14 protein-coding genes are annotated in these 13,003 nt (G+C 60.8%); 7 read left to right on the top strand and 7 right to left on the bottom strand.

Annotation, left to right across the window (positions count from 1 at the left end; genetic code table 11):
* Nucleotides 1–222 precede the first annotated feature (222 nt).
* From Uis1B_RS11960 to Uis1B_RS02215, 3 genes are all read right to left on the bottom strand, one after another.
* Nucleotides 223–381, bottom strand: coding sequence for a hypothetical protein (locus Uis1B_RS11960; RefSeq protein WP_165782685.1), 159 nt, complete (start codon nucleotides 379–381; stop codon nucleotides 223–225).
* A 115-nt stretch (nucleotides 382–496) separates the two neighbouring features.
* Nucleotides 497–1,279, bottom strand: a complete 783-nt coding sequence (locus Uis1B_RS02220) for a glycyl-radical enzyme activating protein (RefSeq protein ID WP_101615151.1) — start codon at nucleotides 1,277–1,279, stop codon at nucleotides 497–499.
* Nucleotides 1,280–1,481: 202 nt separating this feature from the next.
* A complete protein-coding gene (locus Uis1B_RS02215; protein ID WP_133124803.1) occupies nucleotides 1,482–1,841 on the bottom strand; it encodes a hypothetical protein in 360 nt (119 codons plus the stop codon).
* Between the two features lie 298 nt (nucleotides 1,842–2,139).
* Here Uis1B_RS02215 and Uis1B_RS02210 point away from each other — a divergent pair, with 298 nt between their 5' ends.
* Both Uis1B_RS02210 and Uis1B_RS02205 read left to right on the top strand, forming a co-directional pair.
* Nucleotides 2,140–3,132, top strand: a complete 993-nt coding sequence (locus Uis1B_RS02210) for an NAD(P)-dependent oxidoreductase (RefSeq protein WP_165782684.1) — start codon at nucleotides 2,140–2,142, stop codon at nucleotides 3,130–3,132.
* Nucleotides 3,133–3,224: 92 nt separating this feature from the next.
* On the top strand, nucleotides 3,225–3,863 hold the full coding sequence (locus tag Uis1B_RS02205) for an IMPACT family protein (protein WP_101615144.1): 639 nt from the start codon (nucleotides 3,225–3,227) through the stop codon (nucleotides 3,861–3,863).
* Nucleotides 3,864–3,934: 71 nt separating this feature from the next.
* On the opposite strand, the gene Uis1B_RS02200 is transcribed toward Uis1B_RS02205, so the two are convergent.
* Genes Uis1B_RS02200 through Uis1B_RS12200 form a run of 3 tightly spaced genes read right to left on the bottom strand, consistent with a single transcriptional unit; the run spans nucleotide 3,935 to nucleotide 4,951 of the window.
* A complete protein-coding gene (locus tag Uis1B_RS02200) occupies nucleotides 3,935–4,360 on the bottom strand; it encodes a hypothetical protein (protein ID WP_101615143.1) in 426 nt (141 codons plus the stop codon).
* The gene (locus Uis1B_RS02195) at nucleotides 4,360–4,719 is read right to left on the bottom strand and encodes a hypothetical protein (protein ID WP_101615141.1); all 360 of its coding nucleotides are present in this window, start codon (nucleotides 4,717–4,719) and stop codon (nucleotides 4,360–4,362) included. Before Uis1B_RS02195 ends, Uis1B_RS02200 begins: the two co-directional genes overlap by 1 nt.
* On the bottom strand, nucleotides 4,697–4,951 hold the full coding sequence (locus Uis1B_RS12200; protein ID WP_207763360.1) for a hypothetical protein: 255 nt from the start codon (nucleotides 4,949–4,951) through the stop codon (nucleotides 4,697–4,699). Before Uis1B_RS12200 ends, Uis1B_RS02195 begins: the two co-directional genes overlap by 23 nt.
* A gap of 354 nt (nucleotides 4,952–5,305) precedes the next feature.
* Between Uis1B_RS12200 and Uis1B_RS02185 the strand changes: the two genes are divergently transcribed.
* The 5 genes from Uis1B_RS02185 (at nucleotide 5,306) to rpsI (ending at nucleotide 10,057) form a co-directional block, all read left to right on the top strand.
* Entirely contained in the window at nucleotides 5,306–5,977 is a 672-nt protein-coding gene (locus tag Uis1B_RS02185; RefSeq protein WP_101615140.1) for an AbrB family transcriptional regulator, read from the top strand.
* 224 nt (nucleotides 5,978–6,201) lie between these two features.
* Nucleotides 6,202–8,373 (top strand): 4-alpha-glucanotransferase, encoded by a 2,172-nt coding sequence (malQ, locus tag Uis1B_RS02180; protein WP_101615137.1) that lies wholly within the window; start codon nucleotides 6,202–6,204, stop codon nucleotides 8,371–8,373.
* Nucleotides 8,374–8,441: 68 nt separating this feature from the next.
* The gene (locus Uis1B_RS02175) at nucleotides 8,442–8,909 is read left to right on the top strand and encodes a very short patch repair endonuclease (protein WP_101615135.1); all 468 of its coding nucleotides are present in this window, start codon (nucleotides 8,442–8,444) and stop codon (nucleotides 8,907–8,909) included.
* Between the two features lie 183 nt (nucleotides 8,910–9,092).
* Nucleotides 9,093–9,542 (top strand): 50S ribosomal protein L13, encoded by a 450-nt coding sequence (gene rplM, locus Uis1B_RS02170; protein ID WP_101615133.1) that lies wholly within the window; start codon nucleotides 9,093–9,095, stop codon nucleotides 9,540–9,542.
* A 23-nt stretch (nucleotides 9,543–9,565) separates the two neighbouring features.
* Nucleotides 9,566–10,057 (top strand): 30S ribosomal protein S9, encoded by a 492-nt coding sequence (gene rpsI / locus Uis1B_RS02165; RefSeq protein ID WP_101615132.1) that lies wholly within the window; start codon nucleotides 9,566–9,568, stop codon nucleotides 10,055–10,057.
* An 89-nt stretch (nucleotides 10,058–10,146) separates the two neighbouring features.
* On the opposite strand, the gene glgX is transcribed toward rpsI, so the two are convergent.
* Nucleotides 10,147–12,780, bottom strand: a complete 2,634-nt coding sequence (gene glgX, locus Uis1B_RS02160) for a glycogen debranching protein GlgX (protein WP_101615130.1) — start codon at nucleotides 12,778–12,780, stop codon at nucleotides 10,147–10,149.
* Between the last annotated feature and the right edge of the window lie 223 nt (nucleotides 12,781–13,003).

The following is a 13,003-nucleotide window of genomic DNA, read 5'->3' as shown; positions in this document are numbered from 1 at the left end:
GAGGTGATGGGTGGGCGTTTCGTAGCTGAGGTATTCGTAGCCAAGCGATCGGTATCCTGATGATCCGTAGTGAAGAACGGTCCGCACCGGTGGAATCGAACACTCCGCGCGGGCGGAGATCGTCACTGGTGGATGATCGGCGCGTAAGGATCATCCCCGATAGCGGTCGGCTTCGGCGGGCAACGGTGGAATCGCACGCTTCGATGCGTGCGCAGGACCGGATTATTTGACGATGGTTTCCGCGCCGCTGCGTGCGCCGGGATGTCCCTGACTGCGTTTGCGGGAGTACGTGCAGCCGTTCGCCGTCGGGCCGGGAATGCGGGCGGACGCGGAGAGCGGCGAATCATGCGCGATACGACCGTCGATCGTGAAATCGTTCATCGCCATGCCTCCCTCCGATTGCGTGGTATTGCGACCATCGTAACGCCGTCGTGTTATGCGTGTCGCGGTCGGCGTAACAGGCCCGCAACATGGTTGATTGTCTCATGACCGCCGGTCATCCGCCGATGGTCACGTTGTCGTAGAACTTTTCGATTTCGGTTTTGATTTCCTGCATCTGCTCGTCTTCGGGCACTTCGAAGTAGATGGCCTCACGTCCGAGCTTTGCATACTTGTCCATGCCGTATTTGTGATACGGCAGAATATCCACCTGTTCGACGGGAATGTTGTTGGTGCGTAGCCACAGCATCGTCCGTTCGATCATGTCCTTGCCGGTGTTGATGCCGGGCAGCATGATGAGCCTCAGGAAGATGCGGGCGTTGTTCGCGGCCAGCACCTGCAGGTTCTTCAGCACCAGATGGTTGGAGCCGCCGGTGTATCGGCGATGCAGATCGTCGTCGATGAACTTCAGGTCGTACAGGAAGAAGTCGGCGTAGTCGCAGATCTGCTCGACGGTGCGGGTGGCGGCGACCCCGCAGGTGTCGATGCCGATGCTGACCTCCTGTTCGTCGAGTCGCCGGGCGAGCTCCATGATGTAGTCGCGGTCCATGGCCAGCACCTCGCCGCCGGAGAGTGTGACTCCGCCGCCGGACTGGTCGTAGATCATGTGATCCTTCATCACGTCGGTCATCAGCTCGTCGATGGTGTATTGCTTGCCGACGAGTTCCTTTCTCCCATCGTTCTGGGTCATGACCTCCGGCTCGAATAGTTGGCTTTCGGGATTATGGCACCATTGGCATCGCAGCGGGCATCCTTTGAAGAAGATGGTGGTGCGGATGCCCGGCCCGTCATGCGTGGAAAAATGCTGGATGTTGAACACATACGGTGTTCTGGAAACCATGGATTCCCCCTTTCCGATTTGGTTCGTACCAAGGATAGCCATGCCGTGTGTTAACGACATGTCATCGTTGGGTGACGGTGTCGGGCAACGACGTGGCCCAACGGAATCGGATGCGGCGGGCGGCGGGCAGTGACTGTCGCCCGCCATGCGCCGGGTGTGCGGCAGGCGCGCGGCGGGCGTGCGAGTGGTGGGACTCTCGCGATCAGCGTGCGTGCTTCGGCACCAGACCCCAGAACAGATCGACGATCCGGGCCTCGTAGGTGTCGCTCAGCTCCTGGTTAGCCCGTTCGATGTCGGCGGCGTCCGGCTCATGGTCGAATTCGTAGGTGACGCCCTTGCGCGGCTCGTAGCGGAACGGGCTGTCTGCGAGGATCTCGTTCGTCCGTTCGATGAATTCGTCGGCGATGGCCTGGCAGTCGTGCCGTGCGGAGGGATTGTCCTCGGGGAGTCGGTCCTTGCGGGTGTCGAGCACCACCGCGACGATGCGGGCGAAGGAGTCGTTGAGGATCTCCGGGTCGTGGATGGTCCAGAAATCGGCCTCGGAGAGAATGGTCGTGCGCATGATCGGTCCTTTCGTTTCGGAAGCGGACGAGGCGATGCTCATATGGTATGCCGAGATGGCGGCGTGTGGCGTGAACCGGTCGTATGGTTTCCGGTGGGCATGGGGCCGAGCCCGGTGGGTATGGGCCCGAGAGCACGACGTGGCAAACGTGTAAAGCGGGGACGGAGGTACGCCGTTGTCCGCCCGTCTCCGTTCCTTACGATAGCGAATTTTCGGGATGCGCGTAAGCTCGCCACGCCCGAGGATCGCCGGCCGGCTTCGGGCTCGATGGGCGGGTCTCATGGCTATGCTTGGGGTCATGACCGTGATTACCAGAAACGCCGAGCGTTCGGATCTTCCGTTGGTGTCGATTCCCATCTGCTTCCCCGCGATGGTGCCGATGTTCGCCTCGCGGCTCGACGCCTTCGACTCGCTGGCTCGCGTGATCATGCACGACGATCTCGAAACCGACGAGAACGTGCTGGCATCCCGTATGGCGGGAGCCAGCGTGGTGATCTCCACCGGCATCCACTTTTCGCATGATCTGATGGATCGCGTGTCGAGCACGGTGCGATGCATCACCTTCGGCGGCACCGGCGTGGCCAGTTTCGTGGATCTCGCCCAGACCAGACGACTCGGCATCAGCGTGTGCAACGCCGTGCACTATGGTGACAACGCCGTGGCCGAGCACGCCATCGCCCTGATGTTCGAACTCACCCACCGTGTGGGCGCGCTGAACGCCCGTATGCGACCGGATCATTGGCCGATCAGTGACATCGACGAGCTCACCCATCGCACGCTCGGCCTGATCGGTTTCGGTGGCATCGGTCGCCGGGTGGCCCAGATGGCCCGCGGATTGGGCATGCCGGTGATCGTCTGGTCCCGCCACCCCGATGAGACCGCGCTCGCCGAACTGGGGGCCTCGGCCGCGTCGAGCATCGACGACGTGTTCGCCCGGGCCGACGTTGTGAGTCTGCATCTGGCGCTCAACGAGGCCACCGAAGGCATGATCGGCGACGATCAGCTCAATCTGCTCAGGCCGGGCGCCATGCTGATCAACACGGCCCGCGCCGAACTGATCGCTCCCGGCGCCTTGGAACGGCGATTGTCAAAGGGAGACATCACCGCCGGCGTGGACGTATTCGCACCGGAACCGCTGCCGCCTGACGCTCCGCTGCGCTCGTTCGACAACGTGGTGATGACCCCTCATGTGGCGTGGAAGACGCCGGAGGCGTTCGCGGGTATCGTCGAGCAGAACGTGCGCGCGGCGGTGGCGTTTCTGCGTGGCGAATCGTACAACGTCGTGGTGTGATCGTCCGTGAATGCGATTGCCCGCAAATCCCGCTGGTATCGTTGTCCTGAAACCGAATCCCTGATCCCGAACCTTCGAAGGAATGCCGTTCCATGCGCACCCTGCTCAACTCCGCTGCCGATCCGGCCCATGATTCGCTGATCGAGAAGAAATCGGAATTCATCGGCGATGCCTGTCACATCGAATCCGGTCAGGAGGCCCTGGATTTCGTGCAGTCCATCCGGGATCTGCATCCCAAGGCCCGTCATGTGGCCTACGCCGCGGTATGGGGAGGCGCGGACGGACAGCTGGGGGAGCGGATGAGCGATGACGGCGAGCCTTCGGGAACGGCGGGCAAGCCGATTCTTGACGTGCTTCGACAATCCGAACTCACCGATTGCGTTGTGACCGTGACCCGATATTTCGGCGGGATTCTGCTTGGTTCGGGTGGGCTGATCCGCGCCTACTCCAGCGCGGCCTCGCTGGCGGTGAAGGCCGCGAAGGGTGCTCTTATCGTGCCGTGCCGGTGCATGACAAGCACGTTTGACTACGCGCAGCTTGCCATGATGCGGCAGTTGATCTCGGCGGCGAACGGTACGGTGGATGACGAACAGTTCACCGATCGCATCACCGCCGGATTCTCGATTCCCGAAATTCAGGCCGACGATTTCGAACGACGGGTGGTCGAGACCTTCAACGCCACGGTATCCGTGGAGACCGTCGGCAGTATGAACCGTCCCGTGCCCGACTGATTCCGCAGGCCGGCCGATTGCCGATCGGTCGGCCTGCGGAGCCGCCGATGGATCCGACTATGGCGACGACGTCACACGAGGCGGCATGCGATCCCCGATCGTTCGAACATCGAGCGGAATGCGTCGAGCGAGCGCCGCGAGAACGACCGATACGCCGGATTGTCGCATCGCGGACGGTCGTCGTGGATGACAAGCTCGTCCACATGCGTGGACCGCGCTTCGGAGAGAACATTGCGCAACTTCTGTTCGGTGCTGGCGTGAGTGTCCAGCCATGTGGCGCTGATGCGGCGGATGGTGATGCCCCGTTCGGCATCCCATAGGTTGTAGGGTTCCCCGAACATGGAATCGCCGATGGCTGGATCGGACACCTTGGTTTCGCTCGATGCGTGGACGCACTTGGGAGCGTTCTCCCCGCCATTGCGGCGGGGATCGTCAGTGTTGTCCGTCACATACTGGTACCAGACCTCCTTCGGATTGTGCCCTTTGTATATGTGCATCAAAACACCACTTCCATGAACGTGTGGTGCTCTTGCGCGAGCCGCAGCGCCTTGATCAGGGTGTCGAGGCCGTTGCGCTCGATGTCGTCCTCGCATTTCTCCAGCGCGGTCTGCGCCATGGTCAGCGCGGTGCCTACGTATTTGGCGGGAAGCTCCTCGTTCTCGTATTCGTCGATGATGATTCGGAATGCGAAGTTATAGGCATTCCATAACGGGTTGAGCGCTTCATATTCGGTTCTCCGCAGCTCGAACGTCGCGCAGTGCTCGGTGCTGAAATCCGCGTACTGCATATCCCGTTCCCCTTGTGAGTCCAGCGGGACGAACAGGTTGTATCCCTCATTGATCGCGGTCATGGACATGTTTTATCCTTTCAATCCCTTTGACGCCGGATTTCTTTGCTTGAGCACCGGGGGCAAATTTCGCAATGATGTCGTTGATGTGAGGCGCCTCATTTGAAAGTGAGCGCGTAATCCGGAGTGGTGCCTCACTTGGGGTGAGCGCGAAATCCTGGTCCTTGTCGGCTGGTTGGGTTTCGTTGTCTTGTGGTTCGACGCCCGTGATCCGGGCGAGCGTCTTGTTCGAGTATGCCATGTCCGGGCCCGCGCGTCTGGCCAGCCGCGCGGTGCGTGGGGCGGCCATGTCCTCGAGCCGGTCCTGGATGTCGTGGATGCGGCGGACGAGGTCATGGACGTGCGGCCGGTGGATCTGACGGTGTTGAAATATATGCAATACACGATGGCGTAAAGTTTGAGGTTTTAGTAATTGGCTATTGTTTTCAGGCTTCGAGGCTTTGATAGTCGAAAACGGCTACTCCTTCGGGGATTGCAATTGTTTGGGTGGTTTTCTGCAGGCACACGCGTGGCCGGTTCGTTCTTCGACGTTCGGAGCGGGCGAAAAGCAAAGTGTGCAAGATACTGGGCGCTACCGCCGACTATGCTGTAGCGCATGACCGAAACCGCTGACGCCGAGACCGTAGCTGCGCAGACCGATGCCGAACCTGCTGAGTCCCATGAGGCTGAGACCCATGAGACGCTGACCGCCTCCTATGAGCGGCTACGTCATTCCACGGACCCGAAGGAACTGGGGGAGTTCGCGCGACGTCCCCTGCCCGATCGCGGTGATGCCGCGGCGTTTTCGAGAGCCACGGCATTGCTGGAGGCCGTGGCGGGTAATCTGCATACGTCGGTGGCCGATCGACTGTATCTGGCCGAGAACATGCCGTTCCCGAACATCCTCGTCAAGCTCAGCGTCGATCCCGAGGTGTCGGTGCGCAAGGCCGTGGCTCGGAACACCGACGACAAGAACTGGCTGGTCGGCCGTCTCACCAAGGACGATGTGCTTGAAGTGAGGGCAGCCGCACTGACCAATCCCCGCACGTCGTGGAAGATGCGTATGGAGGGGGCTCAGGACGAGCGCAACGATGCCGCCACGCTGGATTATCTCTCTCGATTCGGCGCGTCCGAGGATCAGCCCGGCCCTGCCGTGCTCACCGCCATGATCCGCCGAGCCGTGGCATTGAACCCGAGCGCCAGCGAGGAGACGATCGATCGGCTGTCTCAGGATTCGGATATTCAGGTGCGACATGCCGTGGAGAAACGTCGGTCTGCGGCCGAATAGCCGCATGAAACGGTCGATCGTGTGAGACGGCCTCTTTCGGAACGGTGATCGTGCGACGCGTCTGCTTTCCCACCGAACTCATATCGCCCCGGTGGGGCTCGATGCTGAACTGAGTCTTGATGGTCGGTGAACGATGATTGCGAAATTGTCGGTTTTGATGGTTCCCGGGCGACTTTGGGTATGTCAGTCGGTGCGTCGGTGGGTTTCGGGGTTAAGCTGAAACCATGGAAAAGCGAGAAGAATCCGAGGAACGCCTTTCCCGCCCGCTTATTGCGCTGGCGAAGGCCAAAGGTGTTGCCACAAGTTATATCGGCCAGCAGGGAGAGTACATCGAGATCGATGATGACGTCCTGATCGATGTACTGGCCAGTCTGGGCGTCGATGCCTCCAACGAGCAATCCGTGGAATCCGAACTGCGCAAGGACGCGCGAAGCAAGCTGGAACGTCTGATTCCCCCAACCATTCTGCATATCGCAGGTCAGGAAAGCCGCGTGAAGGTGAACCATGGGGTGTTCGATCTGCCGAAGGCCACCCTGGAGCTTGAGAACGGCAGCCGCTACGAGGGGGATCTTCCGAGAGTGGCCGGGGATGGCGCGATGGCGCAGCCGCTCGATGACCGGTTCATCGTGAACTCGGCCATCGTGATTCCCGCCGATGTGCCTCTGGGGTATCACACGCTGCATGTGACGGTGAACAACCGCACCGAATCGGCCACGCTGATCAGCGCTCCGGCGAAGGTGGAGCTGCTTGATCCGATGAAGAACGGCCACCTGTGGGGGTGGATGGCTCAGTTCTACTCGGTCAGATCGTCCCGTTCGTGGGGCATCGGCGACTTCGCCGATCTCAAGACCCTGTTGCGCGAATCCAAGGAGAAGACGGGTTCCGACTTCGTGCTGATCAATCCGGTGCATGCCGCCGAACCCTGCACGCCGCTCACCCCCTCGCCGTATCTGCCGATCTCTCGTCGATTCGTGAACTTCACGTACATCAGCCCCGAGCGGATCGCCGAATACGATCGGCTTTCCGACGACGACAAGGCTCGGATCCGCAAACTGCACGATTCCGTCAGCGCGCTGAACGACAACGCCGAACGGCTCGATCGCGATGCGATGTGGAATGCGAAGATGCCGGCGCTGTGGACCATCTTCAAGGCCGGTCGCACCGAGGAGAGGCAGCGTGCGTTCGACGAGTTCAAGAAGCACGCCGGCCCGGATCTGGAAGGATACGCCACCTGGTGTCTGGCCTACGACAAGTGGGGCGCGCCGAGCGACGACCCGAATTCGTGGGTGCGCAGGTTCAACCGCGATTCCGATGAGATCAAGCAGCTGCGCGATCAGTATCCCGAAACGCTTGACTTCTATCGGTGGATGGAGTGGATTGCCGACGAGCAGTTGGACGACGCGCAGCAGACTGCGCGTGACGCCGGCATGCAGATCGGTCTGATGGCCGACATGGCCGTCGGCGTGCATCCGCTGGGCTCCGACGTGTGGTGGAACCCCGAACGATTCGCCTATGGGGCCACGGTGGGGGCTCCGCCGGACTTCTACAATCAGCAGGGGCAGGATTGGAGCCAGCCGCCGCTGAACCCGAATTATCTGGCCGCCACCGGCTACAAGGCCTATCGAGACATCGTGCACGGCATGTTCTCCCATGCGGGCGGCGTGCGCATCGACCATGCCATCGGCCTGTTCCGCCTGTGGTGGATCCCCAAGGGCCGTGGCGCGAAGAACGGTGCCTACGTGACCTATGATTCCGCGGTGATGATGGGTATCCTGGCGCTTGAAGCCAAGCGCGCCCACGGTGTGGTCGTGGGCGAGGATCTGGGTGTGGTGCCCGATTACATGGCCAAGTCGCTGGCCGAACACGGTTTGCTCGGCTGCGCGATCGAATGGTTCGAGCAGCGGGAAGGCAAGTTCCGTAAGCCGCAGGATTGGCGTCCGCTCACGTTGGCTTCCGTCACCACGCACGATATTCCGCCCACCGCCGGATATCTCAACTACGTGCATGTGAAGCTGCGTCATGATCTTGATCTGCTGACCGGCAGCTACGAGGAGTTCCTCGCCGACGCGCAGCGCGAGCACAATGCGCTGCTGTCCATGCTGGCCGATGGCGGATGGATCAAACGCGGTTGGATGAACAACGAGTCGGAGCATGAGCAGGATCTCATCGAAGGCATGCATCGGGCGCTGTGCGCCTCGCCGTCGAAGCTGCTGTGCGCCACGATCACCGATGGTGTAGGGGAGCGGCGCACACAGAACCAGCCCGGCACCAACAACGAATATCCGAACTGGCGTATTCCTCTGGCCGATGGTGAGGGGCGCGCGGTATCGCTGGACGGTCTGTTCGACAATCCGCGGGTGAGGTCGCTGGCCGCCGTCATGCGCGGCGAGAAGTGAGTCGAACCGGAAGATCGAAATCCCCGGAATCCCCAAGCCGTTTCGAACGCGGGACTCGTAGCTATACGATGTCCCGCATTCGCGGCAAGGATACGTCGATCGAGGTGATGGTCCGGCGGTATCTGTTCTCACGCGGGCTGCGATTCCGCAAGAACGATCGACGGTATCCCGGGCATCCCGATGTGGTGCTGCCGAAATGGCATGCCGTGGTGTTCGTGAACGGATGCTTCTGGCATATGCATGAGGGATGCGCCAGGCATACGATGCCGAAATCCAACGTGGAGTTCTGGACGGCGAAGCTGATGCGCAACCGCGAACGTGACGAGGCCCAGCATCGGCAGCTGCAGGCGATGGGATGGCGCGTGATCGTCGTGTGGGAGTGCGAACTGGGGAAGAGAGACAGGCGATCACGATTGGAACGGCTCTACGAGCAGATCGTTGGTGGCTCGATTGATGGATCGGTGGATGACGGGGCTGGCGGCACCGGGGATGGAGGGCCCGAATCGCCCGAAAATCATCGGCGTGTCGCATCATGATGTTTGTTTTGACGTTACGACAAAACGCGGTATGCTAGTGGATTGTTGTGTTTCCCTAGAGGGGTCCTTAAAAGCGCTGTCCCACTCGCCATTAGGACTTTCAGGGAGCCCACGGATAATGAGGCAAAACGGGCCTAACCAACCTGAATTGCCCGGAACACAATAGTAAAGAAAAGGTATATCGTGAAAACTTTCTCACCGAAGCCTAACGATCTGAGCCACGAGTGGTACGTCATCGACGCCTCCGACGTGGTCCTTGGCCGTCTCGCCACCGTTACTGCGAACCTGCTGCGCGGCAAGAACAAGCCGACGTTCGCTCCTCACGCCGATGGCGGTAACTTCGTCGTCATCGTGAACGCCGAGAAGATCGCCATTTCCGGCAACAAGCTCGGCAAGAACCTCTACCAGCACTCCGGCTTCCCGGGCGGTCTGCGCGCCGATTCCTACGCCGAACTGCTGGAGAAGGATCCGGCCCGCATCATTCGCGCCGCAGTGAAGGGCATGATGCCGAAGAACCGTCTGTCCAAGGTGCAGCTCACCCGCCTGCGCGTCTTCGCCGGCACCGAGCACCCGCACACCCCGCAGAAGCCCGTTCCCTACGAGATCACCCAGGTCTCTCAGCAGGCTAAGTAATAGGACCGAAAGGAGAAAAGGCAATGGCTGAAAACATCGAAAACTCCGCGGTCCAGGAGACCGAAGAGGAGCTCACCCAGTACACTTCCGAAACCAACGCCGGCGCTGGCACCGGTACTTCCGCGATCGCTCCGGGTTATGGCACCGGTCGTCGTAAGGAAGCCGTCGCTCGCGTTCGTCTGGTTCCGGGCACCGGCAAGTGGACGATCAATGGTCGCACCCTGGAGGAGTTCTTCCCGGGCAAGATCCAGCAGCGTGAGGTCAACTCCCCGATCGTTCTGCTGAAGCTCGAAGGCAAGTTCGACGTCATCGTGCTCGTCGACGGCGGCGGCACCACCGGTCAGGCCGGTGCCATCCGTCTCGGCGTGGCCCGCGCTCTGAACGCCATCGATCGCGACGCCAACCGCGCCACCCTGAAGAAGGCCGGATTCCTGACTCGTGACGCCCGTGCGGTGGAACGCAAGAAGGCCGGTCTGCACAAGGCACGTCGCGCCCCGCAGTTCTCCAAGCGTTAAGACTCGGTCGCTGCATTTCGGCGTATACGAAACCCCCTCCGTCTCCTACGAGGCGGAGGGGGTTTCTGTTATCGTGCAGACCTGCGCAGTCATGAACGTTGCTGCTTGAACAGATTGATGCTCAGTTCGGAAATCAGCCACGGATCATTGTGCCTCCTGTCGGCCAGCTCGTCCTCGGTACCGGTCCCGTGTTCGGCAGAAGCGGCGTTCATGGTCGTCGCCTGCGTCTGCATCTGCGGGCCTTCGGCTGTCGTGCCGCCACCACTCCACGCCGATGTGAGCTGGTCGTTCCGTCGAATCCACTGACGATGCTTGGTGAACAGATCGTTTCGTGAAGTCGTCGCGTCGCCGCGTTTCTCCGCCCTGCTGGCCGCTTCGGCCGCCGTCCGATCCATGAAGGCGAGATCCTCGGCGGTGAATCCCTGCGAGGCGTCGTTGAACTGCTGCTCCTCCGCAAGCTCGTCGGCCTTCACCTCATCGAAATCATTGAGATCGTCGAATCGTACCGGTCCTTCGTTGTCAAGCGAGGCCGAACTCCATAGCATCTTCCACGAGGTGTCGTCGGGCAGCACGAACGTTCGGTCGTCGTCGGTGCCGTTGATCACGATCAGCACGTCCTCATCCACCTTGGAAAGCAGTCGCATGGCGAACGCCCTCACTGACTTGTCGAACCAATCATGTTCAGCGGGAGCGGAACCGTCCGGCAGGATCCACTGCACACGGCTCGACGGTTTCATCAGCCCCAGCATCGACAGCAGGGTGAAGAAATCCTCATGATGATACAGGTCGATGGACTTCCTCAGAGCGATCAGATCGGTGACCGCCTCCAGCCTCCTCATTTCGGGCGTCTTCTCCTTGGTGAACAGCCAATCCCACTTCAGCCAGTTGATGTCGTTGTCCTGACAGTAGGCGTTGTTGTTGCCGTCCTGGGTGTTGCGGAACTCGTCGCCGGCCAGAATCATCGGGGTGCCGAGGCTCATCAGCAGCATGCCGAACAGGTTCAGTGCGGCTCGTTCGCGAGTCCGTTCGATTTGTCTGTCGGCGCTCGGCCCTTCCACGCCGAAGTTCACCGAATGGTTCATATCCGTGCCGTCACGGTTCTCTTCGCCGTTCGCCTCGTTGTGCTTGTGGCTGTACCGGGTCAGATCGGTCATGGTGAAACCGTCGTGGCAGGAGATGAAATTGATGGAGCTTACGGCTCCGCGGCCCGGGTCCGTGGCATAGAGATCGGCCGATCCGCACAGTCGGGTGGCCATTTCCTGCATGCCGATCTCGTTGCCGTGTCCGCGGCGTTGACTGTCCACGTCGGTGAGCCAGAACTTTCGGGAGGTGTCGCGGAATCGATCGTTCCATTCGGCGAACGGGATGCCGAACTGTCCGGTGCGCCACCCGCCTTCGCCGAGATCCCACGGTTCCATGATGAGTTTGAGATTGCCGAGCATCAGATCGCTGCGCAGCGCGTACAGGAACGGATGATGCTTGCTGAACGTGCCTTCCAATCGGGCCAGCGTGACGCCGAGATCGAAGCGGAAACCGTCGACGCCGATACGTTTGCCCCAGTATCGCAGCGAATCCACGGCGTACTCGATCACGCGGGTGTTGGTGAAGTCGAGGGAGTTGCCGCAGCCGGTCGTGTCGATCAGCGTCCCGGGGTTGTCTGATCTGCGGCGGTAGTAGCTCACCGAATCCAGGCCGCGCCAGCAGACGGTGGGGCCTTTGATGTCACCCTCGCAGGTGTGGTTGTACACCACGTCGAGCAGCACTTCGATGCCTCCGGCGTGCAGGGCGCGTACCATGTCGATCACTTCCTGACGCACGGCGCTGGGTCCGAGTCGGCGTGCCCGTTCGGTGGCGTACTGCGGATTCAGCGAGAAGTATCCCAGCGTGGAGTATCCCCAGTAGTTGGTTTTGCCTCGCTGGGCGATGCCCACTTCGGTCTGACTGGCGAAGATCGGCAGCAGTTCGACGGTGGTGATGCCGAGATTCTGCAGGTAGGCGATGGTGGTGGGGTGGGCGAGACCGGCGTAGGTGCCGCGAAGCTCCTCGGGCATCCACGGTGCGTTCTTGGTGAAGCCTTTGACGTGCAGTTCGTAGATCACGGTTTTGCTCCACGGAACGTGCGGGTGTTCCGGATCTCCCTCGTGCTTGTGCTTGTCGCGGTCGTCGACGACCACCGAAAGCGGCATGTGTCCCAGCGAATCCAGCTCGCTCATCGCGCCATACGGGTCGCCGATGACTTCGCCGTTGCGGATGTCGCACTGGTAGGAGAATGCTTCCGGACAGATCTCCATCGTGCCGTCGATGCCCTTGGCATACGGGTCGAGCAGGATCTTGTAGGGGTTGAACTGTACGCCGCGACGGGGATCCCAGGCGCCCGAGGCCCGGTATCCGTAGCGCATGCCGTCCCATGCCTTCGGCAGATGGACGTACCACATGCCGTAGTTGGGGCCCTCCATCTTGAACAGGGTCTCCCGGCAGTACTGATCCTCGACGATGCGGGAGCAGACGGGATAGATGTCGATCTGCTGATCGAACGGCATGGCGGATTTCTTCGGCAGTCGGGTGGCGTTGGTGTAGAAGGCGCTGGGCTCATCGATGGGTTCGATGACCGAGAGCCATATCTGGTCGGCGGTTTCGGACCATACGACGGCATCGGCACCGCCATCGTCAGTGAGGAACAGTCCGGGGCGGGTCGCGTATCGATGCAAAGTCGTTCGTTCCATAGCCCCATTATCCTCTTTTTGTCATGCAGGGATGCGAACGACCCCGGCTGAGGGTGTGCTTGCACGGGATCCATGCGTGTTGCCGGACGGCTTCGGATCACTTTTGAAAAAGACTTTTATAAAAGATCGTGTCTGGTTTTGCCAAGAATTGGCATGTGCGTTATTGTGATCAAGGTCACATCAAGAACGATGCGATATCACAAAAGACAATGCAGATCCGTGT

The organism is Bifidobacterium margollesii (assembly GCF_002860355.1).
Taxonomy (GTDB): Bacteria; Actinomycetota; Actinomycetes; order Actinomycetales; family Bifidobacteriaceae; genus Galliscardovia; species Galliscardovia margollesii.
The sequence above is the reverse complement of the archived record's forward strand: the minus strand, read 5'-3'. Positions and strand labels throughout refer to the sequence as shown.

Bases quoted from the DNA above. Each gene is read 5' to 3' on its own strand.
- Uis1B_RS02175 (WP_101615135.1), top strand. From the start codon at position 8,442: ATGTCCCGCATTCGCGGCAAGGATACGTCGATCGAGGTGATGGTCCGG.
- Uis1B_RS02215 (WP_133124803.1), bottom strand. From the start codon at position 1,841: ATGCGCACGACCATTCTCTCCGAGGCCGATTTCTGGACCATCCACGAC.
- glgX (WP_101615130.1), bottom strand. From the start codon at position 12,780: ATGGAACGAACGACTTTGCATCGATACGCGACCCGCCCCGGACTGTTC.
- Uis1B_RS02210 (WP_165782684.1), top strand. From the start codon at position 2,140: ATGACCGTGATTACCAGAAACGCCGAGCGTTCGGATCTTCCGTTGGTG.
- malQ (WP_101615137.1), top strand. From the start codon at position 6,202: ATGGAAAAGCGAGAAGAATCCGAGGAACGCCTTTCCCGCCCGCTTATT.
- Uis1B_RS02200 (WP_101615143.1), bottom strand. From the start codon at position 4,360: ATGCACATATACAAAGGGCACAATCCGAAGGAGGTCTGGTACCAGTAT.
- Uis1B_RS02195 (WP_101615141.1), bottom strand. From the start codon at position 4,719: ATGTCCATGACCGCGATCAATGAGGGATACAACCTGTTCGTCCCGCTG.
- Uis1B_RS02205 (WP_101615144.1), top strand. From the start codon at position 3,225: ATGCGCACCCTGCTCAACTCCGCTGCCGATCCGGCCCATGATTCGCTG.
- Uis1B_RS12200 (WP_207763360.1), bottom strand. From the start codon at position 4,951: ATGGCATACTCGAACAAGACGCTCGCCCGGATCACGGGCGTCGAACCA.
- Uis1B_RS02185 (WP_101615140.1), top strand. From the start codon at position 5,306: ATGACCGAAACCGCTGACGCCGAGACCGTAGCTGCGCAGACCGATGCC.
- Uis1B_RS11960 (WP_165782685.1), bottom strand. From the start codon at position 381: ATGAACGATTTCACGATCGACGGTCGTATCGCGCATGATTCGCCGCTC.
- Uis1B_RS02220 (WP_101615151.1), bottom strand. From the start codon at position 1,279: ATGGTTTCCAGAACACCGTATGTGTTCAACATCCAGCATTTTTCCACG.
- rpsI (WP_101615132.1), top strand. From the start codon at position 9,566: ATGGCTGAAAACATCGAAAACTCCGCGGTCCAGGAGACCGAAGAGGAG.